Source organism: Pseudomonas sp. Irchel s3f7, assembly GCF_900187615.1.
In the GTDB taxonomy this organism is placed as follows: Bacteria; Pseudomonadota; Gammaproteobacteria; order Pseudomonadales; family Pseudomonadaceae; genus Aquipseudomonas.
Genome location: NZ_FYDO01000045.1, coordinates 14,294 through 35,975 on the forward strand (window position 1 = coordinate 14,294; position 21,682 = coordinate 35,975).

General features: G+C 59.8%; 21 protein-coding genes. 9 read left to right on the forward strand and 12 right to left on the reverse strand.

The genetic code is table 11. From position 1 onward, the window contains the following. Positions 1-36: 36 nt before the first annotated feature. Positions 37-1,314, forward strand: a complete 1,278-nt coding sequence (locus CKW19_RS27045; RefSeq protein WP_095061435.1) for an acetyl-CoA C-acetyltransferase — start codon at positions 37-39, stop codon at positions 1,312-1,314. 274 nt (positions 1,315-1,588) lie between these two features. Next, on the forward strand, positions 1,589-2,482 hold the full coding sequence (locus tag CKW19_RS27050) for a PA4780 family RIO1-like protein kinase (protein WP_095061437.1): 894 nt from the start codon (positions 1,589-1,591) through the stop codon (positions 2,480-2,482). 64 nt (positions 2,483-2,546) lie between these two features. Here CKW19_RS27050 and cueR read toward each other — a convergent pair whose 3' ends face one another. The 3 genes from cueR to CKW19_RS27065 form a co-directional block, all read right to left on the reverse strand. After that, the gene (gene cueR / locus CKW19_RS27055; protein WP_095061439.1) at positions 2,547-2,960 is read right to left on the reverse strand and encodes a Cu(I)-responsive transcriptional regulator; all 414 of its coding nucleotides are present in this window, start codon (positions 2,958-2,960) and stop codon (positions 2,547-2,549) included. Then, on the reverse strand, positions 2,957-5,350 hold the full coding sequence (locus CKW19_RS27060; RefSeq protein WP_095061441.1) for a heavy metal translocating P-type ATPase: 2,394 nt from the start codon (positions 5,348-5,350) through the stop codon (positions 2,957-2,959). The genes cueR and CKW19_RS27060 overlap by 4 nt, the downstream gene beginning before the upstream one ends. Before the next feature lie 189 nt (positions 5,351-5,539). Next, complete coding sequence (locus CKW19_RS27065) at positions 5,540-5,923, reverse strand: hypothetical protein (RefSeq protein ID WP_095061443.1); 384 nt, start codon at positions 5,921-5,923, stop codon at positions 5,540-5,542. Between the two features lie 149 nt (positions 5,924-6,072). On the opposite strand from CKW19_RS27065, the gene CKW19_RS27070 reads away from it, so the two are divergent. Beyond that, entirely contained in the window at positions 6,073-6,270 is a 198-nt protein-coding gene (locus CKW19_RS27070) for a cation transporter (RefSeq protein ID WP_095061445.1), read from the forward strand. Between the two features lie 93 nt (positions 6,271-6,363). Next, positions 6,364-7,560, forward strand: coding sequence for a multidrug effflux MFS transporter (locus tag CKW19_RS27075; protein ID WP_095061447.1), 1,197 nt, complete (start codon positions 6,364-6,366; stop codon positions 7,558-7,560). 7 nt (positions 7,561-7,567) lie between these two features. Here CKW19_RS27075 and CKW19_RS28655 read toward each other — a convergent pair whose 3' ends face one another. Together CKW19_RS28655 and CKW19_RS27080 are read right to left on the reverse strand one after the other, a co-directional pair. Next, the gene (locus tag CKW19_RS28655; RefSeq protein ID WP_143500395.1) at positions 7,568-7,888 is read right to left on the reverse strand and encodes a hypothetical protein; all 321 of its coding nucleotides are present in this window, start codon (positions 7,886-7,888) and stop codon (positions 7,568-7,570) included. Positions 7,889-7,980: 92 nt separating this feature from the next. Beyond that, positions 7,981-8,994 (reverse strand): zinc-binding alcohol dehydrogenase family protein, encoded by a 1,014-nt coding sequence (locus CKW19_RS27080; protein WP_095061449.1) that lies wholly within the window; start codon positions 8,992-8,994, stop codon positions 7,981-7,983. 126 nt (positions 8,995-9,120) lie between these two features. Here CKW19_RS27080 and CKW19_RS27085 point away from each other — a divergent pair, with 126 nt between their 5' ends. Continuing rightward, positions 9,121-10,050 (forward strand): LysR family transcriptional regulator, encoded by a 930-nt coding sequence (locus CKW19_RS27085; protein WP_095061473.1) that lies wholly within the window; start codon positions 9,121-9,123, stop codon positions 10,048-10,050. 314 nt (positions 10,051-10,364) lie between these two features. Next, positions 10,365-11,099 (forward strand): helix-turn-helix transcriptional regulator, encoded by a 735-nt coding sequence (locus tag CKW19_RS27090; RefSeq protein ID WP_095061451.1) that lies wholly within the window; start codon positions 10,365-10,367, stop codon positions 11,097-11,099. An 81-nt stretch (positions 11,100-11,180) separates the two neighbouring features. On the opposite strand, the gene CKW19_RS27095 is transcribed toward CKW19_RS27090, so the two are convergent. From CKW19_RS27095 to CKW19_RS27110, 4 genes are all read right to left on the reverse strand, one after another. After that, positions 11,181-12,134: an adenosine deaminase gene (locus tag CKW19_RS27095; RefSeq protein ID WP_095061453.1), complete on the reverse strand. Its 954-nt coding sequence runs from the start codon at positions 12,132-12,134 to the stop codon at positions 11,181-11,183. 202 nt (positions 12,135-12,336) lie between these two features. Then, positions 12,337-13,695: an 8-oxoguanine deaminase gene (locus tag CKW19_RS27100; RefSeq protein WP_095061455.1), complete on the reverse strand. Its 1,359-nt coding sequence runs from the start codon at positions 13,693-13,695 to the stop codon at positions 12,337-12,339. 229 nt (positions 13,696-13,924) lie between these two features. Beyond that, complete coding sequence (locus tag CKW19_RS27105; protein ID WP_095061457.1) at positions 13,925-14,614, reverse strand: SDR family oxidoreductase; 690 nt, start codon at positions 14,612-14,614, stop codon at positions 13,925-13,927. Positions 14,615-14,633: 19 nt separating this feature from the next. Next, positions 14,634-14,990 (reverse strand): MerR family transcriptional regulator, encoded by a 357-nt coding sequence (locus tag CKW19_RS27110; RefSeq protein WP_095061459.1) that lies wholly within the window; start codon positions 14,988-14,990, stop codon positions 14,634-14,636. A gap of 85 nt (positions 14,991-15,075) precedes the next feature. Between CKW19_RS27110 and CKW19_RS27115 the strand changes: the two genes are divergently transcribed. Next, positions 15,076-15,522, forward strand: coding sequence for a hypothetical protein (locus CKW19_RS27115; protein WP_095061461.1), 447 nt, complete (start codon positions 15,076-15,078; stop codon positions 15,520-15,522). 360 nt (positions 15,523-15,882) lie between these two features. On the opposite strand, the gene CKW19_RS27120 is transcribed toward CKW19_RS27115, so the two are convergent. The 3 genes from CKW19_RS27120 to CKW19_RS27130 all read right to left on the reverse strand — a co-directional run bounded on the left by CKW19_RS27120 (position 15,883) and on the right by CKW19_RS27130 (position 18,142). Then, positions 15,883-16,464 (reverse strand): YigZ family protein, encoded by a 582-nt coding sequence (locus tag CKW19_RS27120; RefSeq protein WP_095061463.1) that lies wholly within the window; start codon positions 16,462-16,464, stop codon positions 15,883-15,885. A 6-nt stretch (positions 16,465-16,470) separates the two neighbouring features. After that, the gene (locus CKW19_RS27125) at positions 16,471-17,121 is read right to left on the reverse strand and encodes a TetR/AcrR family transcriptional regulator (protein ID WP_095061465.1); all 651 of its coding nucleotides are present in this window, start codon (positions 17,119-17,121) and stop codon (positions 16,471-16,473) included. 100 nt (positions 17,122-17,221) lie between these two features. Further along, positions 17,222-18,142, reverse strand: a complete 921-nt coding sequence (locus tag CKW19_RS27130) for a LysR family transcriptional regulator (protein ID WP_095061467.1) — start codon at positions 18,140-18,142, stop codon at positions 17,222-17,224. 125 nt (positions 18,143-18,267) lie between these two features. Here CKW19_RS27130 and CKW19_RS27135 point away from each other — a divergent pair, with 125 nt between their 5' ends. After that, positions 18,268-19,617 (forward strand): aspartate aminotransferase family protein, encoded by a 1,350-nt coding sequence (locus CKW19_RS27135; RefSeq protein ID WP_095061469.1) that lies wholly within the window; start codon positions 18,268-18,270, stop codon positions 19,615-19,617. A gap of 74 nt (positions 19,618-19,691) precedes the next feature. Beyond that, positions 19,692-21,185: a CoA-acylating methylmalonate-semialdehyde dehydrogenase gene (locus tag CKW19_RS27140; protein WP_095061471.1), complete on the forward strand. Its 1,494-nt coding sequence runs from the start codon at positions 19,692-19,694 to the stop codon at positions 21,183-21,185. Positions 21,186-21,682: the final 497 nt, after the last annotated feature.

The following is a 21,682-nucleotide window of genomic DNA, read 5'->3' on the forward strand; positions in this document are numbered from 1 at the left end:
CATTGTAGGATTTTGATTTTTCATCAGGAGCTTTTCATGACTCAGTTGCGTCGCGTCGCGATCATTGGCGGTAACCGCATTCCCTTCGCTCGCTCCAACGGCCAATACGCCACGGCCAGCAATCAGTCGATGCTCACCGCCGCCCTCGAAGGCCTGATCGAACGCTACAACCTGCATGGCCAGCGCGTTGGCGAAGTGGTCGCCGGCGCGGTGCTCAAATTGTCGCGGGACATGAACCTGACGCGCGAATGCGTGCTCGGTTCGCGGTTGTCGCCAGCCACCCCGGCGTATGACATTCAGCAGGCCTGCGGCACCGGGCTGGAAGCGGCGTTGCTGGTGGCGAACAAGATTGCCCTGGGCCAGATCGATTGCGGCATTGCCGGTGGCGTCGACACCACCTCCGATGCGCCGATCAGTGTCAGTGAAGGGCTGCGCAGGATTCTGCTGCAAGCCAATCGCGCCAAGACCACCGGCGACAAACTGAAGACCTTCCTGCAATTGCGCCCTAAACACCTGATCCCCGAATTCCCGCGCAACGGCGAACCGCGCACCGGTCTGTCCATGGGCGAGCATTGTGAATTGATGGCTCAGACCTGGAACATCCCCCGTGAAGCCCAGGATCAACTGGCACTGGAGAGCCATCAGAAGTTGGCGGCGTCCTATGCGGAAGGTTGGCACAACGATTTGATGACACCGTTCCTCGGCCTCACCCGCGACAACAACCTGCGTGCGGATTCGACGCTGGAAAAACTTGCCTCGCTTAAACCGGCCTACGAGAAAAGCGCCAAGGGCACACTGACGGCGGGCAACTCGACGCCGCTGACCGATGGCGCATCGCTGGTGCTGCTGGGCAGTGAGGAGTGGGCAAAGGCACGTGGCTTACCGATTCTCGCGTACCTGCGCGATGGCGAAGCGGCGGCGGTGGATTTCGTCAACGGTGCCGAAGGTTTGCTGATGGCGCCGGTCTATGCGGTCCCGCGCTTGCTGGCGCGCAACGGCCTGATCTTGCAAGACTTCGATTACTACGAAATCCACGAAGCCTTTGCCGCGCAAGTGTTATGCACCTTGAAAGCCTGGGAGGACCCCGACTACTGCAAAACCCGCCTCGGCCTCGACGCCGCACTCGGATCGATCGACCGCCGCCGGCTCAACGTCAAGGGCAGCTCGTTGGCGGCGGGGCATCCGTTTGCGGCAACCGGCGGGCGCATCGTGGCCAATCTGGCGAAGTTGCTGGATGCGGCGGGCAAGGGGCGCGGGTTGATTTCGATTTGTGCGGCGGGAGGGCAGGGCGTGACCGCCATCATCGAAAGGTGATTTGAGAGAAATATCCTGCGAAGGGGATGAGCCCGGATGTCAGCTTCTGTCACACATGCCTTCGCAGGCTCTGCACAACACCTCATGCCGGCTCGGCTATGATCTTTGGCGTCACGATGAACGTCGGGATTGCGTGATCAACCCGGCACATTGTGTGCTTCTTGTTGTTCCTGGCAGTGTTCATAGGTCGGCACCCCCTCCCACCCGTGACTGGATTGCCGTATAACGAATGACTTTCGCGTGTTTGGTAATAAAGGACCCACAATAAAAGCTGATGAAGACTCCAAAACGCATTGAACCCCTGATCGAGGACGGTCTGGTCGACGAGGTGCTGCGCCCACTCATGAGTGGTAAAGAAGCAGCTGTTTATGTGGTGCGCTGCGGCAACGAGTTACGTTGCGCCAAGGTTTACAAGGAGGCGAATAAACGCAGTTTCCGTCAGGCGGCCGAGTATCAGGAAGGCCGCAAGGTGCGCAACAGCCGTCAGGCTCGTGCGATGGCCAAGGGCTCGAAGTTTGGCCGCAAGGAAACCGAAGACGCCTGGCAGAACGCCGAAGTGGCGGCGCTGTTCCGTCTGGCCGGTGCCGGTGTGCGGGTGCCCAAGCCGTTCGACTTCCTTGAAGGCGTGCTGCTCATGGAACTGGTGGCCGACGAATACGGCGATGCGGCACCGCGTCTGAACGACGTGGTCCTGGAGCCGGACCAGGCGCGCGAGTATCACGCGTTCCTGATTTCGCAGATCGTGCTGATGTTGTGTACCGGTCTGGTGCACGGCGACCTGTCCGAGTTCAACGTGCTGCTGACGCCGACCGGCCCGGTGATCATCGACCTGCCACAAGCGGTGGATGCGGCGGGCAACAACCACGCGTTCAGCATGCTGGAACGGGATGTGGGCAACATGGCGTCCTACTTCGGCCGGTTTGCACCGGAATTGAAGCAGACCCGGTACGCCAAAGAGATGTGGGCCTTGTACGAAGCCGGCACCTTGCACCCGAACAGCGTCCTGACCGGTGAGTTCGACGAACCGGAAGAGCTGGCCGACGTGGGCGGCATCATGCGCGAGATCGAGGCTGCCCGCCTGGATGAAGCACGCAAGCAAGCGGTCCGTGCGGCAGACGACGCACCGCCCGACAAGGCCGAAGAACCGCCTCCGCCCTGGATGCAGTGATCGGCTAAAGAAAAAACCGGCTTCGGCCGGTTTTTTTGTCTTCCACCTACACCAGCATCGATTTTCAGGCGCGGACCGCGTCAGCACAGCAACCCGACTCCAGGTTTTTCAGGATCGGGCAATCCGGTCGATGATCGCCCTGACAATGCTCGACCAGATCCTGCAACGTATCGCGCAACTGCTCCAGTTCGAGAATCTTCTGGTTCAGCTCATCAATGTGCTGACGCGCCAGCGCTTTCACATCGGCACTGGCCCGCTGGCGGTCCTGCCAGAGGGTCAGCAGTTTGCCGACCTCTTCCAGCGAAAACCCCAAATCCCGTGAGCGCTTGATGAAGGCCAGCGTGTGCAGGTCGTCATCGCCATACACCCGGTAACCGCTGTCGGTGCGATGGGCGGCCTTGAGCAATCCGATGGACTCGTAATAACGGATCATCTTCGCGCTCAGGCCACTGTGGCGGGCCGCTTGGCCGATGTTCATCGATTGTCCTCCAGATCCGAGGGTTTCCAGGTTTTCAACAGTAGCGCATTGCTCACCACGCTGACGCTCGACAATGCCATCGCCGCACCGGCCAGCACTGGGTTGAGGAACCCGAACGCCGCCAGCGGAATGCCGATCAGGTTATAGACGAAGGCCCAGAACAGGTTCTGCCGAATCTTCGCGTAGGTCTTGCGGCTGATCTCCAGTGCGGCGGGTACCAGGCGCGGATCGCCACGCATCAGGGTGATCCCGGCTGCATGCATGGCCACGTCGGTACCTCCGCCCATGGCAATGCCGATGTCGGCGGCAGCCAGCGCCGGAGCATCATTGATGCCGTCGCCGACCATCGCCACCACACCGGTTTTCTTCAGCGCTGCAACCGTGGCGGCTTTGTCTGCTGGCAGCACTTCGGCGTGCACATCGTTAATGCCCAGCGCCTGGGCGACCACGTTGGCGCTGCCGCGATTGTCACCGGTCAGCAAGTGGCTGCTGATGTGGCGGACGGCGAGTTGCTGCACGGCTTGCAGCGCACCGGGCTTGAGGGTGTCACCGAAGGCGAACAGACCCAGCACGCGAGGCTCGGGACTTTGCTCGATCAGCCAGGACAAAGTCCGGCCTTCGGTTTCCCAGGCCGTGGCCGATTCAGCTAGAGAGCCTGGTTCTAAATCGCAATCTTGCAACAGGCGTCGATTGCCCAGCGCCAACCGACGACCCTCAAGGGTGCCGGCAATGCCGCGCCCGGTCAGGGACTGGCTGTCGGTGACATCGGGCACGCTCAAGTCGCGTTCGGTGCAGGCGTCGAGAACCGCTTTGGCCAGCGGATGCTCGCTACCGCGTTGCAGGGCACCGGCCAGTTGCAACAGGGTTGCTTCGTCGCCGTCGATCGCACTCAAATGCGCGATGCGCGGTGCGCCCGAGGTCAATGTGCCGGTCTTGTCGAACACCACGGCGCTGACTTCGTGGGCGCGCTCCAATGCCTCGGCGTCCTTGATCAATATCCCGTAGCGTGCCGCGACCCCGGTACCGGCCATGATCGCCGTCGGCGTGGCCAGCCCGAGGGCGCAAGGGCAGGCGATCACCAGCACGGCGACGGCGTTGATCAGCGCGGTTTCCATTGGTGCACCGTACAGCCACCAACCGATCAGGGTTGCCAAGGCAATCAGCAGCACCGTGGGCACAAACACCTGGCTGACTTTATCCACCAGTTTCTGGATCGGCGCTTTCGCGGCTTGTGCGTCCTCCACCAAGCGAATGATCCGCGCCAGCACGGTTTCTGCACCCAGGGCTTGGGTGCGCACCAGCAACCGGCCTTCACCATTGATTGCGCCCCCCGTGACCTTGTCGCCGGGTTGTTTGGGCACCGGCAGGCTTTCGCCGCTGATCAAGGCTTCGTCGGCATGGCTCTGGCCTTCGATCACGTCGCCGTCCACGGGGAAACGCTCGCCGGGTTTGACCATCACCAGATCATTGAGACGCAAGGCGCTGATGGCGACTTCCTGCTCGCGGCCATCGATCACCTGAATCGCCCGCTCCGGGCGCAAGGCTTCGAGGGCGCGGATGGCGCTGGCGGTCTGGCGCTTGGCGCGGCTTTCCAGGTATTTGCCCAGCAGCACCAACGCGATCACCACCGCCGAGGCTTCGAAATACAGGTGCGGCATACGGTCGGTGGCCGTGGCCCATTCGTACACGCTCAAACCATAACCGGCACTGGTGCCGAGGGCGACCAGCAAATCCATGTTGCCCGCGCCGGCGCGCACGGCTTTCCACGCGGCAACATAAAACCGTGCGCCGAAGATGAATTGCACCGGCGTGGCCAGGGCGAATTGTGCCCAGGCTGGGAGCATCCAGTGCACGCCGAACGGCTGCAACAGCATCGGCAGCACCAGTGGCAACGCGAGGGCGATGGCCATGATCAAGGCCAGACGCTCGCGGTGCAGGCGCTGTTGTTGGTTATCGGCAGGTGGGTGGTCGGCTTCCCGGACGCTGGCGGTGTAACCGGCTTTGGTCACGGCGGCGATCAGGATTTGCGGGTCGATCTGGCCGAGCAGTTCGAGGTGGGCGCGTTCGTTGGCCAAGTTGACGCTGACGCTCTTCACCCCCGGCACTTTGTTCAGCGCACGTTCGACGCGGCCGACGCAGGAAGCACAGGTCATGCCGTCAATGCTCAATTCCAGACTGTGCTGCGGCACGCTGTAACCGGCTTTTTCCACCGCATCCATCAACGCTGGCAAGCTGCCTGAAGGCGCCTGGACCCGCGCCTGTTCAGTGGCGAGGTTGACGCTGACGGCACTGGCACCGATGACGTTGCTCAAGGCGCGCTCGACACGGCCCGCGCAACTGGCGCAGGTCATGCCGATTATCGGCATATCGAACGTGGTGGATTCGGACATCGGTCGCACTCCCTGTAGTAGATGACCACAGGATCAACCTTGCCATGCTGGCAAGGTCAAGCACCAATCTGATATTCACCGCAGATCCAATTGTAGGAGCAAGCTTGCTCGCGATGGCGGCGGCACATCCAATATGGATGTAAGTGTCAGATCGCTATCGTGAGCAGGCTCGTTCCTACAAGGGGTGTGTCAGTACCCGAGATCGGCGCGCTTCAGGTACATCCCTTCCTGCGTCATCGCGATCCGGTACTTCAGCACATCACCCGCTCTGAGCTGGATGTCCTGCGAGCCCGGCGCGAGCATGCCCGGGTTGCAACCCGGTGCCTGGCCCGGCAACAGTTTGAGACGCAAGGTCACATTGCCCGGCGGCAGGTTGAAAGACGTGCTTTGCTCCTGGAACAGACGCGCTGCCAACTGGTCCTGGATGTACACGCCGATTTCGCAGCTCGTTGCGACTTCCAGTCGCTCGCGGGAAATGATCAGCACACCATAATCCTCCCCGGCAGCATTGACCGAAGGCACGGCGGCGAAAAGGCTGAGTAAGCCAAACAGGCTGAAAGCTGACCAGCGCATGGCTGAATCTCCTGAGTTCAAGTCATAGATGGACGCAGCTTGGCCGAGCCCGGTGCCGAATGCCAGCCCGGCAGATCACTCCAGAACTTGACCTTGCCATGGTGGCAAGCTCGAGACTGCTCGCAACCCTCATCAAAAGGAGTCATTCCATGCAAGTGTTCAACGTTGAAGGCATGTCCTGCGGTCACTGCGTCAAGGCCATCACCCAGGCTGTCCAGGCCAAGGACCCGGCGGCCAGCGTGCGCGTCGATCTGAATGCCCGAGAAGTGGGCGTGGAAAGCGCACTGACCGCGCAGCAAGTCATCGAGGCGATCAGCGAGGAAGGCTACGGCATCAAGCTGGCTTGATCTTTTTAATAGTTAGCGAGCTATCTTAATGTTCAAGGCGTCCATGCGCGGCTAGACTGTCGAGCTGCTGACTTCTGCCCCACTGGATGCCTGATGAACTTCCGCACCATTTTGATTCTTGGCGCCTTGAGCGCTTTCGCTCCGTTGGCGATCGATTTCTATCTCCCGGCCTTTCCGGCCATGGCGCTCGCCTTCGGTACGGACGAAAAACACGTCCAAATGACGCTGGCGGCGTACTTCCTCGGCTTGTCCATCGGCCAACTGGCCTATGGCCCGGTGGCCGATCGGTTCGGGCGACGCATTCCATTGCTGACCGGTGTCGTACTGTTCACGGTCGCGTCCCTGGCGTGCGCTTATGCGCCGAACCTGGAATGGCTGATCGCTGCGCGATTCGTCCAGGCCTTGGGCGGGTGTGCGGGGATGGTGATTTCCCGGGCGGTGGTCAGCGATAAATGTGATGCGGTAGGTTCGGCGAAGGTCTTTTCGCAGCTGATGCTGGTGATGGGGTTGGCGCCCATCCTCGCACCGATGCTCGGCGGGTTGTTGGTCAACACCACCGGCTGGCAGTCGATCTTTCTTGTCTTGTGCGGCTTCAGTGCATTGGCGGGCCTGGCGGTTGCCATCGGATTACCGGAGAGTCTGCCGGCTCATATACCGCGTCAACCACTCTCGGGCGCATTGCGTCAGTACGGCCGGTTACTGGCTGATTCGGTGTTCCTCGGCCATGCCCTGACCGGAGGCATCGCGATTGCCGGAATGTTCTCCTACATCGCGGGTTCACCGTTCGTCTTCATCGACCTTTACGGTGTCCCGGCCGAGCATTTTGGTTGGTTGTTCGGCATCAATGCGGCGGGGTTCATTCTGGTGGCGCAGGTCAATGCGCGTTTGCTGGCCAAACGTGGGCCGGCATTTTTGCTGACACGCGCGGTTTGGGTTTACCTCGGTGCCGGCTTGACGCTGCTTGCGGTCAGCGCCCTGCACACCGAACGCCTGTGGCCGCTGCTGATCCCATTGTTCATTTGTATCTCCAGCCTCGGATGCATCCTCCCGAACGCCTCGGCGTGTGCCATGAACGGGCAGGGCGCCCGCGCCGGGAGCGCTTCGGCGATGCTCGGTTGCTTGCAGTTCAGCGTCGCTGCCGGCGCCGCGGCGCTGGTCGGCGTGTTGCACGACGGCAGCGCCATGCCGATGGCCATGGTCATCAGCCTGTGCGCAATTCTGGTGGTGAGCGTGGCGATGCTCACCCGGCGTTTGCAAAATGCCCGGGCGCTGGCGCAAGCCCAGGTTTGAGAAAGAATCAGCCGGCAGCACGCTGTGCGTGGAAGGCGGGAAGTTGGTGAGGGGCGTGGATACGTGCTTCAAGAATACGCGTGAAAGCGCGAGCTTCTGCTTCGCTGCGGAAGGTGACTGCATGCTGGTCCAGACGGACCTGCCACTGGGATTTTGCCAATTCTTTTATCAGGATCTTCACAGCTGATCTCCTCTCGTAAAAGACGTTCACGCAAAAGACTGCCTCGCAGGAGATTCGATTGTAGTCCTGAATACGAGCACCAATGTGACAAGGATCAACTGTCGGACTGACGGTTTGTAACGAAAAAAAACACAGTTTTTCGGCCATGTGAATCGCAGCCGTGTGCGACCGGAGCATCCCGGTCGCACACGGCGTAAACGTAGCGAGTGATGAAAATCGTGACCGATTTCTTCAGCGCTTCAGAACCCTTCCAGCACAATCTTGCCCTTGGATTTTCCGCTTTCCAGCAGCGCGTGGGCTCGGCGCAGGTTCGTTGCGTTGATCGTACCGAAGTGTTCGCCGACCGTGGTTTTCAGTGTCCCGGCGTCAATCAACCGTGCGACGCGATTGAGCAGGTTGTGCTGTTCGATCATGTCGGCGGTTTCAAACAGCGAGCGGGTGTACATGAACTCCCAGTGCAACGACAGGCTCTTGCGTTTGAGCTTGGTCACGTCCAAGGACTTGGGGTCGTCGATCAGCGCCAGTTTGCCTTGGGGCGCCAATGCCTCGACCAGTTGATCCAGGTGCTGGTCGGTCTGGGTCAGGCTGGCAACGTGGGTCACCTGATCAATGCCGGCATGCTTGAGTGCTTCGCTTAACGGCTGGCTGTGGTCGACCACCTGATCGGCGCCGAGCGCTTTCACCCAGTCCTGGGTTTGCGGTCGCGAAGCGCTGCCGATGACGGTCAGACCGGTGAGCTGTTTGGCCAGTTGCACCAGAATCGAACCCACGCCTCCCGCCGCGCCAACGATCAGCAAACGCTGACCTTCGTCGGTTTTGCCTTCGCGAATCTGCAGGCGTTCAAACAGCAGTTCCCAAGCCGTGATGGCGGTCAGCGGCAGTGCGGCGGCTTCGGCGAAGCCGAGGGTTTTCGGCATATGGCCGACGATGCGCTCATCGACCACATGCAGCTCACTGTTACCGCCCGCACGGGCGATGGAGCCGGCGTAGAACACGTTGTCGCCGGCCTTGAACAACGTGACTTCGCTGCCGACAGCCTTGACCACACCGGCCACGTCCCAGCCCAGTACTTTGGCTGCGCCGCCTTCAGGCTGGACGTTCTGGCGGACCTTGGTGTCCACCGGGTTCACGGAAATGGCTTTGACTTCCACCAGCAAATCGCGAGGGCCGGCGACCGGCTCCGGCAGCTCAATGTCTTGCAGGGCGTTTTCGTCGCTGATCGGTAAGGAGGCGTAGTAGGCAATGGCTTTCATGGGCAATTCCTGGGGCGCTTATATAGAAGAGATTCGATGAGGCAGATGATTGGCTATTTTTCCCGGAGATAAAACCGGCTAAAAGAGCAGTCTCTTTCAATATTTTTTTGATAATCGGTGCACTTGATGCTGCGTTTCGATGATTTGCAGTTGTTTGTCCGGGCGGCGGACCTCGGAAGCCTGTCCGCCGCGGCACGGGGCATGGACATGTCGCCGGCGGTGGCGAGCGCCGCGTTGAAACGCATCGAGCAGCAGCTCGGTGCCCGCTTGCTCGCCCGTTCGACCCGCAGCTTGCGTCTGACCGCCGAAGGTGAAGGCTTTCTTGAATACGCCCGGGCAGCGTTGAGCCATCTCGACGAAGGCCGGCGTTTGTTGACCAGCGGTCAGGATCAGGTCAGCGGCGTATTGCAGCTGTCTGCACCGTCGGACTTTGGTCGAAACCTGTTGCTGCCCTGGCTGGACGAGTTCCAGCGCGAGCACCCGAAACTCACCGTGCGCCTGTTGCTGGGCGACCGTATTGCCGATCTGTTCCGCCAGCCGGTGGACATTGCCTTGCGCTACGGCGAGCCGGAAGATTCCAGCCTGGTGGCGCTGCCCATCGCCCCGCAGAATCGCCGCGTGCTGTGTGCGGCGCCAAGTTACCTGGCCCGGCATGGCGAGCCGCATCAGCTGGAACAACTGGCCCAGCACAATTGCCTGCTGTACATGCTGGGTAGTCGCGTTCACGACCATTGGCGTTTTCACGACGGCAAGCGTGAAGTCGGCTTGACCGTCAGCGGTGACCGTTTCAGCGACGATGCGGATGTCGTGCGGCTCTGGGCGCTGGCCGGTGCTGGCATCGCCTACAAGTCCTGGCTCGATGTGGCCGACGATGTCCTCGCCGGTCGCTTGAAAGTATTGCTGCCTGACCGGCTCGGTGAGCGCGCACCGCTGAATCTGTTGTGCGCCCATCGCGCACAGTTGAGTAAGCCGGTGAACCTGTTGCGGGAAATGCTTGCCAGCCGATGCGCCCGATTGAGCAGCCATTTTCCGGGGTTAACGGGTATCGACGATTAGTCGCAGGAAAATAGCGAAATTTCCCTCAGGAACAATCAGCACCAACGGTTTGTACAGGGCATGAACCGGCGGTTAACCCGCCTATACTAGCGCTCGCCTCAGGTATGCACTGTCGATCGAAATGACGAGGCTTCGCCGGGGCGGGCCTTGTTTCAACTTTCCATGCCTGGCCTCTGCCACCGTTGCCCGGTGACGGCTCGGGTTGGCGATGGCTTCGCTCTGGCTATGGCGGTTTCCACGGATTGGCCGACGACACATTACTGTTCAAGATGTCTCTGAACAGTGGACGAAACGATTCAACAGGGAGTGAATACATGGAACATGCACCTTGCATCAGCCAGATCGCCACGTTGCTGGCTGACCCCAAGCGCAGTGCAATGATGTGGGCCTTGATGGATGGCTCGGCGCGACAAACCGAAGACCTGGCCTTGTTGGCCGGCCTGTCAGCCTCTTCGGCCAGTGCACACCTGGGGCGTTTGTCCGCAGGCGGTCTGTTGAAAGTCGAAATCCGTGGGCGCAAGCGGTTTTTCCGTCTCTCAGCGCCTGAAGTCGGTGCGGCGATCGAAGCATTGGCCAGTGCAACGCTGGCCAGCACCCCGCAGGACATTCCAGAGATTTTCAAACGCCCGGCACCCCTGGCCAAACCTCAGGCGGTGCGTTCGTCACTATTGCGGGCGCGGCTTTGCGATGACCATCTGGGCGGGACGCTGGCTGCCGATCTGTATCAGCGCTTGCTGGATGCCGGGTGGATCGAGCAGTTCGACAAGCGGGTCACGATCACGCTCAAAGGCTCCACCGAGCTGGCGGCACGCGGCGTCTACATTCAGGCATTGGCACATCGCAACGAACGGGCCGCGTGCTCTTGCCCGGACTGGAGCGAAAGACGCCCGCACATGGGCGGGGCATTGGGGGCCGCGTTATTGCAGTTGTTCATGCAGTCCGGTTGGTTGACGCTGCCGAACGATTCGCGAGCGTTGCAGGTCACCGCCACCGGGCAACGTGAAATCCACCATTTTGCCAAACAAACCGAGCTGGAAATGGCGCTCTAGCGGCTGAACATCAAACCAGTGGGAGCGAGCCTGCTCGCGATGAGGGCAGGCTCACTTCTGCATTGGGTATTGCGGTGATGCTTACGGTTTTACCAACCGTGCGTCCAGGCTGTTCTGCGCCAGGCGTTTGGCCTGGTCCTGGGTCATGCCCAGGTGAGTGTGCAGTGCATGGAAATTCTCGGTGACGTAGCCGCCGAAGTACGCCGGATCATCCGAGTTCACGGTCACTTTCACGCCACGTTCGAGCATGTCGAGGATGTTGTGCTGCGACATGTGATCGAACACGCAGAGCTTGGTGTTCGACAACGGGCATACAGTCAGCGGGATCTGCTCGTCGATGATCCGCTGCATCAGACGCTCGTCTTCGATGGCGCGTACGCCATGGTCGATACGCTGGATTTTCAGCAGGTCGAGGGCTTCCCAGATGTACTCGGGCGGGCCTTCTTCGCCGGCATGGGCAACGGTCAGGAAACCTTCGCCACGGGCCCGATCGAACACGCGCTGGAACTTGCTCGGCGGATGCCCCATCTCGGAGCTGTCCAGACCGACCGCGACAAACGCATCGCGGAACGGCAGCGCCTGGTCGAGGGTTTTTTCTGCTTGTTCTTCGCTCAGGTGACGCAGGAAGCTCAGGATCAAACCGCTGGTGATGCCCAGTTGCTGCTCGCCATCCTTCAGCGCAGCGGCGATGCCGTTGAGTACCACTTCAAACGGAATACCACGGTCGGTGTGGGTCTGCGGATCGAAGAACGGTTCGGTGTGAATCACGTTCTGTTCTTTGCAGCGCAGCAGATAGGCCCAGGTCAGGTCGTAGAAATCCTGGGAGGTGCGCAGCACGTCGGCACCTCGGTAATAGAGGTCGAGGAACTCTTGCAGGTTGTTGAAGGCGTAGGCCTTGCGCAAGGTGTCGACATCGCTCCACGGCAAGGCGATCTTGTTGCGTTCGGCCAGGGCGAACAGCAACTCGGGCTCCAGCGAGCCTTCCAGATGCAGGTGCAGTTCTGCCTTGGGCAGGGCGTTCAGCCAGTCGTACATGATTCTTTTCTCATCAGGTGCAATGGTCGCCATTCTACAGATGCCAGTCGCAACAATTGGTAAAACCTGACCAGCCGGTTCATTGATCCACGAAAAAAATGTGGGATCGCACTTGCTCGCGATAGCGCTGTGTCATACGAAACAAATCGACTGACACGCCGTCATCGCGAGCAAGCTTGCTCCCACATCAGGTTTCGCTGTCTTAGACGCCGGCGATCAGTTGCCGTGCTGCCTGGCTGTGATCAGCAATCAAGCCTTTCAGATCCAGCCCTTCAACCTGGCCATCAATGACTCGCCATTTGCCGCCGACCATCACCCGATCCGCGCGATCCGCACCGCACAGCAGCAATGCCGAGACCGGATCATGACTGCCGGAGAAACGCAGCTCATCCAGCTTGAACAGCGCGAGGTCGGCCTGCTTGCCCACGGCCAGTTCACCGATATCGGTACGTCCCAGCAGACTGGCCGAACCTTTGGTCGCCCAACCCAGGACACGTTCTGGTGTGATCTTCTCGGCGCCGTAACGCAGGCGCTGGATGTACAGCGCCTGACGCGCTTCGAGCATCATGTTCGAGGCATCGTTGGACGCCGAACCGTCCACGCCCAGGCCAAGCAGGGCACCAGCATCGGTCAAGTCAATGCTTGGGCAGATGCCCGACGCCAGACGCATGTTAGAACTTGGGCAATGGCAGATACCGGTTTTGGCGGCGCCGAGTCGGGCGATTTCGTCCGGGTTGAAGTGGATGCCGTGGGCCAGCCAGGTGCGCGGGCCGAGCCAGCCGACGCTGTCCAGATAATCCACGGTGCGCAGGCCGAAGCGTTGCAGGCAGAAGTCTTCTTCGTCGAGGGTTTCGGCCAGGTGCGTGTGCAGGCGCACGTCGAGCTTGTTCGCCAATTCGGCACTGGCGGACATGATTTCCGGAGTCACCGAAAACGGCGAGCACGGCGCCAGGGCGATCTGGATCTGCGCGCCGTCACCGCGCTCGTGGTATTCGGCGATCAGGCGCTGGCTGTCATCGAGGATCACCTGGCCCTCCTGCACGGTCTGTTGCGGAGGCAGGCCACCGTCTTTTTCGCCGAGGCTCATCGAGCCGCGAGTCAGCATGGCGCGCATGCCCAGTTCGCGAACGCTTTCGACTTGCACGTCAATCGCGTTTTCCAGACCTTCCGGGAACAGGTAATGGTGGTCGGCGGCGGTGGTGCAGCCGGAAAGCAGCAATTCGGCCAAGGCGACTTTGGTGGCGAGGGCGAGTTTTTCCGGGGTCAGGCGTGCCCACACCGGGTACAGGGTTTTCAGCCATGGGAACAACGGCTGGTTGACCACTGGCGCCCAGGCGCGGGTCAGGGTCTGGTAAAAGTGGTGATGGGTGTTGATCAGGCCCGGCAGGATCACATGTTCGCGGGCATCGAACACTTCATTGCATGGCGCGGACGGTTGCTGGCCGACGCCAAGCACTTCGACGATCACACCGTCTTGCAGCACCAGACCGCCACGGGCATCGAGCTCGTTGGAGGTGAAAATGGCGAGGGGATTTTTTAACCAGGTACGGGTCGCAGGCATGGTGGCCGGCTCCTCTGAAAGTTGGGTTCAGGGTTGCCAGCTCAGTGTTGTCCTGTCTGCTGATCCAGGGTCGCCGGGGAGGCGAGGTGCGCAGTTTCGATCAAAACGGCTTTGTGGGCAAGTAAATACCCCTGTAGGAGCTGGCTTGCCAGCGATGGCTTATCGGCGACATCGACGTTGATTGACACAACATCGCTGGCAAGCCAGCTCCTACAGGGGGCGGCGGTAGTTACCAGGGAATCGTCTCACCCCGATAATTGATGAAGTGATGCCCACCCTTGGCAACAAACGCATTCACCTGATCAACCAGACCACGGGTACTGGTTTCCACGTCGATATCCGCGCCTTCACCGCCCATATCGGTTTTCACCCAGCCCGGATGCAACGACAGCACGGTGAGCCGGGTGTCACCCAGCTGCGTGACAAAACTGTTGGTCATCGAGTTCAGCGCCGCCTTGCTGGCCTTATACAACGCCAGCTCCGGAGCGTCGGGCATGGTCACGCTGCCCAGCACCGAACTCATGAACGCCAGCACGCCGGTGTCTGGGCGGATCTGCCCGACAAAGCGCTCGGCCAGGTTGATCGGCGCCACGGCATTGGTGAAAAACAGCTGACCGACTTCAGCCATCGTCGCGCCTCCATTCGGCGTCTGAACGTCCGGGCCTTTAACGCCGGCATTGACGAACAGCAAGTCAAACACTTCGCCCTTGAGTTGCTGGCTCAGCGCGAGCACGGCTTGCTGATCGTCCAGGTCGAGCTTTTCGATCCGAACCTTGCCCAACGCCTGCAAGGCCTCGGCATTCTGCGGATTGCGCACGGTGGCGGTGACTTGCCAGCCGTCGGCCAGAAGGGTCTTCACCAGACCGAGACCAAGGCCCCGGGAGGCGCCGATGATGAGTGCGGTTTTTGCCGTAGACATGAGTGGCTTCCTTGAAAAGTCAGAGTCGTGGATTCAATGGACACTGTTGCCCGAGTCGTTGCTGCAACTCATCGCGCAACGCGCCGAGTTCGGCCATGCGGGCTTCGATCAGCGTGAGTTTGTCTTGCAGCAGCTGCGTAACGGCCGCGTCCGGATCGGGCGACTGCCAGATTGCCGCGACGCTGTTGCCAATCTCGCCGAGGGTAAACCCCAGGCGTTGAGCGGTCTTGATGTAGTGCACCAGTTGCACCATATCGGGAGGATAGTCGCGATACCCATTGGCGCTGCGTTGCGCCGCGATCAACCCGCGCTGCTCGTAGAAACGCAGCGTGTCACGGCTGACGGCGCTGGCTTGGGCTAATTCACCGATACGCATCCTGACGTCTCATGAAAGGGGGTTGACCCTGGAGCATACTCCAGGCTTTAGCCTTGTTGCTCCCTGAATTGGTGGAGCAATGTCGATGTGGACTACAACGCAATATCGTCGGTTGGTGCAAGGCAGCGCGTGGTACGACCTGATCGTGACGGCCGCGTTTGTCACGCCGTGGAGTTTCGCGGCGTTGCATGGGCTTTTGCTGGGGATAAGTCAGGCGCTGAGTCTGCCTGGCGAGCTGCCACCGTTCGAGCCTGTGCATATGTTGATGGCGAATCTGTTGGGGTCGATTGTCTGCGTGTGGGCGGTGCTGCGGATTCGTGATCCGCAACCGGTGTTTGGGCGATATGACGCGGTGGCCAGATTTCTGTTTTCGGCATGGCAGGCTTATGCCCTGGCCCATGGCGCGAGTTCAATGCTGGTGGTTTTCTTGATCTTTGAGATGGCGTGGGGTGTAGCTCAGGTGTTGCCGGTGCGGTCGATAGACGGCCAGCACCGCTTGAGGGCAGGGACATTGACCAGGCCCCGAATTTGAACATCGGTTTTTGGTTAAAAAACGATCAATTGAATGCACGCCATACTGTGCGTGGCGCCCGGGCGGCCATGAACGGGTTATCCACAGGTTCCTCCACAGTATTTGTGCGCAAGCCCGAAGGTCGGGCATAAGCACTGTGTGGCTTTCTTCTAAAGGTGATAAACCGCTGTAACTATTTGTTTTTACGTGTTTTTGGCGTTCGCGATGGTCAACTGGACAAAAATTGAGCAAAGCCCGCAAAGCCGCATGACAGAAGGGTTACAGCCATATGTGCTCAGGTTATCCACAGCCGGGTGCACAGTAGATGTGGGCAAATGTGAAAGAGCTGAAAAAATCGCTGCGCCCCAAAAGATTGCAGCCCTAACGCTGTAACAGAATCCGCCCACGACTCAAGTCGGCAAGCTGGGATTGCAAGGTATTGATCTGCGCTTCACCTACCGCCAACTGCAGCTCCACGCCATTGGCGGTGAAGGTTTCTTCCACAACCAGGCCACCCGATTCTGCCACCCGAAGTTTCACCAAGGGCAACTCGGAAAACCCGCAAGCACAACTCAGCGGCACCCGACTGATCAGCTCCACCTTCGGCGCCCCTTGCAGGCATTTGTTGGCGCCGCCGCCGTAGGCCCGGGCCAGGCCACCGGTGCCCAGTTGAATGCCGCCATACCAGCGAATCACCAACACCACGACCTGATCGCAATCCTGCGCTTCAATCGCCGCCAGAATGGGTCTGCCCGCAGTGCCGCCAGGCTCGCCATCATCGGTACTGCGATACTGATCGCCGAGTTTCCACGCCCAGCAGTTGTGCGTGGCATTCAAGTCGCTGTGCTGTTCAATGAACGCCTGGGCTTCGGCCGGGCTGGAGATCGGCGCGGCGAAAGTGATGAAACGGCTTTTGCGAATCTCTTCGCGGTGTTCGCAAAAACCGCTGAGGGTAAAAGGCATAAGTACTTAAATGGCAGGTGTCAGGCCGCAGCCCTTGAGAATGATACGGATCAGGTTGTTGCCGGCGTCTTCCATGTCTTGCCTGGTTAACCTGGCGCGTCCTGTGACTCGGCAAATCTGCGTGGAGAAATCGGCGTAATGCTGGGTGCTGCCCCACAGCAGGAAAATCAAGTGTACCGGATCGACCGGGTCCATCTTGCCAGCGTCGATCCAGCTCTGAAATACACCTGCACGGCCCTGGAACCAGGCGCGGTAATCCTGGTTGAAATATTCAGTCAGGCATTCCCCGCCACTGATGACCTCCATCGCGAAAATCCGCGAAGCTTGCGGTTGGCGACGGGAAAACTCCATCTTCGCGCGGATGTATCGGGTCAAGGCTTCGGCCGGATCATCCTCTGCCGTCAACGTATTGAAGGTGCTGTCCCATAGTTCGAGGATATTGCTCAGCACCGCCACGTACAAACCGAGTTTGTTGGTGAAGTAATAATGCAGGTTCGCCTTGGGCAACCCGGCATTCTGGGCGATGGTGTTCATGCTCGTGCCTTTGAACCCGTGACGGGCGAACTCGTCTTCGGCGGCTTTGATGATGGTCTCTTCGTTCTTCTGACGAATGCGGCCGGCGGGTTTGTCGCCGTGGGCTGGGACTTCAAAGGTCATGGGCACTTCCGAACGGGTGGGTGGGTGGGTGGGTGGGTGCAATCTGTGTTGATAGCGCGGCCACAGCCTTCAGACAAGCCTCTGTGCGGCTGAAACATCATTAACGGGTCGCGGCCAGACTTTCCAGAAAACTCTCCAGTACCAAGTGTGGACGACGGCCCTTGCGAGTGACCGAGGCGAGGCTGAGGTCATAGAACCGCGCATCGGGTTTCAATGCACGCAGGCGGCCTTGTTGCACCCAAAGGCTCGCGTAATGATCGGGCAGATAACCGATGTAACGTCCGGTCAGGATCAGAAACGCCATGCCTTCGCGGTCCGACGCGCTGGCGGTGCAGTTGAGTGCCTGGTAATGGGCCTGGATGTCCGCCGGCAATCGGAAGGTCGGCGCAATGGCGTCCTGGCTGTTCAGGCGCGTGTCATCCAGTTGCTTGTCATCGACATAAAACAACGGATGACCGACCGCGCAGTACAGCAACGAGCGTTCGCTATAAAGCGGCTGGTACTCCAACCCCGACAGCGCACTCGCCTGCGGTACCACGCCAACATGCAGGCGTCCGTCGAGTACACCTTGTTCGACTTCGTTGGGCGCGATCATGCGGATCTGGATCTGCACATCCGGACCACGTTCTTTCAATTGTGCGAGCGCATGGGTGATGCGCATGTGGGGCAGGGTGACCAGGTTGTCAGTCAGGCCGATGGTCAACTCACCGCGCAAATGTTGGTGCAGGCCGTTGACCTCGGTGCGGAAACTTTCCAGTGCACTCAACAGTTGCAACGCCGATTGATAGACCTCCCGACCTTCCTCGGTCAGGGAGAAACCGGCCCGCCCGCGCTGGCATAGACGCAAACCAAGGCGCTGCTCCAGATCGCTCATTTGCTGGCTGATGGCTGAGCGACCGATACCGAGTACGGTTTCCGCTGCGGAGAAGCCGCCGCATTCGACCACACTGCGAAAGATCCGCAGCAAGCGAATATCAAAGTCGCTGACTTGCGCCAGTGGATCGGGACGGCGGCTGGACATAGTTTAGTGAGCGCCTGACTGAAGGTTACAAAAGTTGGATTTCACAGACTTTATCTCCATGGCAATTTAGCTGCAACAACGGTTTTTAATCCTTACGCCGCTTATCGCCTTGCGAGGTTTCGCTCATGAACTTGCCCGAAAACGCTTCGACTTCTCTGGCTAGCCAGCTCAAGCTCGATGCTCACTGGATGCCTTATACCGCCAACCGTAACTTCCAGCGCGACCCGCGCTTGATCGTCGGTGCGCAAGGCAGCTGGTTGATCGACGACAAGGGGCGCAAGGTTTATGACTCGCTGTCCGGTCTGTGGACCTGCGGCGCCGGCCACACCCGCAAGGAAATCCAGGAAGCGGTTGCCAAGCAACTGGGCACTCTCGATTACTCCCCAGGCTTCCAGTACGGTCATCCGCTGTCGTTCCAGCTGGCTGAGAAAATCACCGACCTGACGCCGGGCAACCTGAACCACGTGTTCTTCACCGACTCGGGTTCCGAGTGCGCCGATACCGCCGTGAAGATGGTGCGTGCTTACTGGCGCCTGAAAGGTCAGTCGACCAAGACCAAAATGATCGGCCGTGCCCGTGGCTACCACGGTGTGAACATCGCCGGCACGAGCCTCGGCGGCGTGAACGGCAACCGCAAGCTGTTCGGTCAGGCGATGATGGATGTCGACCACTTGCCGCACACTTTGCTGGCAAGCAACGCGTACTCCCGTGGCATGCCGGAGCAGGGTGGTATCGCCCTGGCCGACGAACTGCTGAAGCTGATCGAACTGCACGATGCGTCGAACATCGCCGCCGTGTTCGTTGAGCCGCTGGCCGGCTCCGCTGGCGTACTGGTTCCGCCACAGGGTTACCTCAAGCGTCTGCGCGAGATCTGCGATCAGCACAGCATCCTGTTGGTGTTCGACGAAGTGATCACCGGTTTCGGCCGTACCGGCAACATGTTCGGTGCCGACACCTTTGGCGTGACTCCGGACCTGATGTGCATCGCCAAGCAAGTCACCAACGGCGCGATCCCGATGGGCGCGGTGATTGCCAGCTCCGAGATCTACCAGACCTTCATGAACCAGGCGACGCCTGAGTACGCGGTGGAATTCCCTCACGGTTACACCTACTCCGCACACCCGGTGGCTTGCGCCGCGGGCCTGGCAGCACTCGACCTGCTGCAGAAGGAAAACCTGGTGCAGAGCGTGGCCGAAGTCGCACCGCATTTCGAAAATGCGCTGCATGGCCTGAAGGGCACCAAGAACATCATCGACATCCGCAACTTCGGCCTGGCTGGCGCGATCCAGATCGCTGCGCGTGACGGCGACGCGATCGTGCGTCCGTTCGAAGCCGGTATGGCGCTGTGGAAAGCCGGGTTCTACGTTCGCTTCGGTGGCGACACCCTGCAGTTCGGCCCAACCTTCAACAGCAAGCCGCAGGACCTGGATCGTCTGTTCGACGCGGTCGGCGAAGTGCTGAGCAAGATCGACTGATTTCTCCTTCTATATACCTATAAACAACGGGTGCCCGGTAACGGGTGCCTGTGGACAACTTTTCAGGAGCTTCCATGAGCGTTATTCCGCATTTGATCAATGGCGAACTGGTGACCGAGAACGGTCGCACGGTCGATGTGTTCAACCCGTCTACCGGCCAGGCGATTCACAAGTTGCCACTGGCGACCCGCGAAACCATCCAGAGCGCCATCGATGCTGCCAAGGCTGCATTCCCGGCCTGGCGCAACACGCCGCCGGCCAAACGTGCCCAAGTGATGTTCCGCTTCAAGCAATTGCTGGAGCAGAACGAAGCGCGCATCTCGCAATTGATCAGCGAAGAGCACGGCAAGACCCTGGAAGATGCTGCCGGTGAATTGAAGCGCGGCATCGAGAACGTCGAGTTCGCTTGTGCGGCACCGGAAATTCTCAAGGGCGAGTACAGCCGTAACGTCGGCCCGAACATTGATGCCTGGTCGGACTTCCAGCCACTGGGCGTAGTGGCCGGTATCACGCCGTTCAACTTCCCGGCCATGGTGCCACTGTGGATGTACCCGCTGGCCATCGTCTGCGGCAACTGCTTCATCCTCAAACCGTCCGAGCGCGATCCAAGTTCGACGCTGCTGATTGCACAGCTTCTGCTGGAAGCCGGTTTGCCGAAAGGCGTGATGAGCGTGGTGCACGGTGACAAGACTGCGGTGGACGCGTTGATCGAAGCGCCGGAAGTCAAAGCGCTGAGCTTTGTTGGCTCGACGCCGATTGCCGAATACATCTATTCCGAAGGCACCAAGCGCGGCAAGCGCGTCCAGGCACTGGGCGGGGCAAAGAACCACGCGGTATTGATGCCGGATGCAGATCTGGACAACGCCGTCAGCGCACTGATGGGCGCGGCTTACGGTTCTTGCGGCGAGCGTTGCATGGCAATCTCGGTAGCCGTGTGCGTGGGCGATCAAGTGGCTGATGCGCTGGTGGCCAAACTGGTTCCTCAGATCAAGGCACTGAAAATCGGTGCCGGTACCAACTGCGGTCTGGACATGGGTCCATTGGTGACTGGCCAGGCGCGCGACAAAGTCAGCGGTTATGTAGAAGACGGCGTAGCTGCCGGCGCGACACTGGTTGTAGATGGTCGTGGTCTGACCGTGGCAGGTCATGAGGAAGGTTTCTTCCTGGGTGGCTGCCTGTTCGACAACGTCACACCGGAAATGCGCATCTATAAAGAAGAGATCTTCGGGCCGGTCCTGTGCGTCGTTCGGGTCAACAGCCTGGAAGAAGCCATGCAGTTGATCAACGATCACGAATACGGCAACGGCACTTGCATCTTCACCCGTGACGGCGAAGCAGCGCGTTTGTTCTGCGACGAGATCGAAGTCGGCATGGTCGGCGTCAACGTACCGTTGCCAGTGCCAGTGGCTTATCACAGCTTTGGCGGTTGGAAGCGTTCGCTGTTCGGCGACCTGCATGCCTACGGCCCGGATGGCGTACGTTTCTACACTCGCCGCAAGGCTATTACCCAGCGCTGGCCGCAGCGTGCGAGCCACGAAGCGTCGCAGTTCGCCTTCCCTAGCTTGTAAATAGAAGGGGATGAAGGCCGGCCCTGGTGGCCGGCCTTCGCGTTTGCGGGGCTTTTTGACTTATATGACAGTTTTATGAAAATAGCGGTTGACGGCAGATCTCAGGTGTCTATAATTCGCCCCACTTCCGGCGCAGTCGAAACGGAAAACTCCTTGGTAAACAAAGAGTTACGCAGTTTTCGGCGGCGGGTTGCTTTAGTTCATCGAAGCCAAAAGGAAGTTGAAAAAGAGGTGTTGACAACAGCGAGTAACGCTGTAGAATTCGCCTCCCGCTGATGAGAGATCTGAGGCGCAAGTGGTTGAAGTTGTTAAGGAAATCCTTGAAGGCTTCTGAAAATAACCACTTGACAGCAAATGAGGCTGCTGTAGAATGCGCGCCTCGGTTGAGACGAAAGATCTTAACCAACCGCTCTTTAACAACTGAATCAAGCAATTCGTGTGGGTGCTTGTGGAGTCAGACTGCTAGTCAACAGATTATCAGCATCACAAGTTACTCC

Excerpts from the sequence above, each read along its gene's own strand:
- CKW19_RS27125 (WP_095061465.1), bottom strand. The coding sequence starts at position 17,121 with ATGACCTTTGAAGTCCCAGCCCACGGCGACAAACCCGCCGGCCGCATT.
- CKW19_RS27140 (WP_095061471.1), top strand. The coding sequence starts at position 19,692 with ATGAGCGTTATTCCGCATTTGATCAATGGCGAACTGGTGACCGAGAAC.
- CKW19_RS27100 (WP_095061455.1), bottom strand. The coding sequence starts at position 13,695 with ATGCCTGCGACCCGTACCTGGTTAAAAAATCCCCTCGCCATTTTCACC.
- CKW19_RS27050 (WP_095061437.1), top strand. The coding sequence starts at position 1,589 with ATGAAGACTCCAAAACGCATTGAACCCCTGATCGAGGACGGTCTGGTC.
- CKW19_RS27045 (WP_095061435.1), top strand. The coding sequence starts at position 37 with ATGACTCAGTTGCGTCGCGTCGCGATCATTGGCGGTAACCGCATTCCC.
- cueR (WP_095061439.1), bottom strand. The coding sequence starts at position 2,960 with ATGAACATCGGCCAAGCGGCCCGCCACAGTGGCCTGAGCGCGAAGATG.
- CKW19_RS27120 (WP_095061463.1), bottom strand. The coding sequence starts at position 16,464 with ATGCCTTTTACCCTCAGCGGTTTTTGCGAACACCGCGAAGAGATTCGC.
- CKW19_RS27095 (WP_095061453.1), bottom strand. The coding sequence starts at position 12,134 with ATGTACGACTGGCTGAACGCCCTGCCCAAGGCAGAACTGCACCTGCAT.
- CKW19_RS27110 (WP_095061459.1), bottom strand. The coding sequence starts at position 14,990 with ATGCGTATCGGTGAATTAGCCCAAGCCAGCGCCGTCAGCCGTGACACG.
- CKW19_RS27105 (WP_095061457.1), bottom strand. The coding sequence starts at position 14,614 with ATGTCTACGGCAAAAACCGCACTCATCATCGGCGCCTCCCGGGGCCTT.
- CKW19_RS28655 (WP_143500395.1), bottom strand. The coding sequence starts at position 7,888 with ATGGCCGAAAAACTGTGTTTTTTTTCGTTACAAACCGTCAGTCCGACA.
- CKW19_RS27070 (WP_095061445.1), top strand. The coding sequence starts at position 6,073 with ATGCAAGTGTTCAACGTTGAAGGCATGTCCTGCGGTCACTGCGTCAAG.
- CKW19_RS27065 (WP_095061443.1), bottom strand. The coding sequence starts at position 5,923 with ATGCGCTGGTCAGCTTTCAGCCTGTTTGGCTTACTCAGCCTTTTCGCC.
- CKW19_RS27135 (WP_095061469.1), top strand. The coding sequence starts at position 18,268 with ATGAACTTGCCCGAAAACGCTTCGACTTCTCTGGCTAGCCAGCTCAAG.
- CKW19_RS27090 (WP_095061451.1), top strand. The coding sequence starts at position 10,365 with ATGGAACATGCACCTTGCATCAGCCAGATCGCCACGTTGCTGGCTGAC.
- CKW19_RS27080 (WP_095061449.1), bottom strand. The coding sequence starts at position 8,994 with ATGAAAGCCATTGCCTACTACGCCTCCTTACCGATCAGCGACGAAAAC.
- CKW19_RS27075 (WP_095061447.1), top strand. The coding sequence starts at position 6,364 with ATGAACTTCCGCACCATTTTGATTCTTGGCGCCTTGAGCGCTTTCGCT.
- CKW19_RS27130 (WP_095061467.1), bottom strand. The coding sequence starts at position 18,142 with ATGTCCAGCCGCCGTCCCGATCCACTGGCGCAAGTCAGCGACTTTGAT.
- CKW19_RS27085 (WP_095061473.1), top strand. The coding sequence starts at position 9,121 with ATGCTGCGTTTCGATGATTTGCAGTTGTTTGTCCGGGCGGCGGACCTC.
- CKW19_RS27060 (WP_095061441.1), bottom strand. The coding sequence starts at position 5,350 with ATGTCCGAATCCACCACGTTCGATATGCCGATAATCGGCATGACCTGC.
- CKW19_RS27115 (WP_095061461.1), top strand. The coding sequence starts at position 15,076 with ATGTGGACTACAACGCAATATCGTCGGTTGGTGCAAGGCAGCGCGTGG.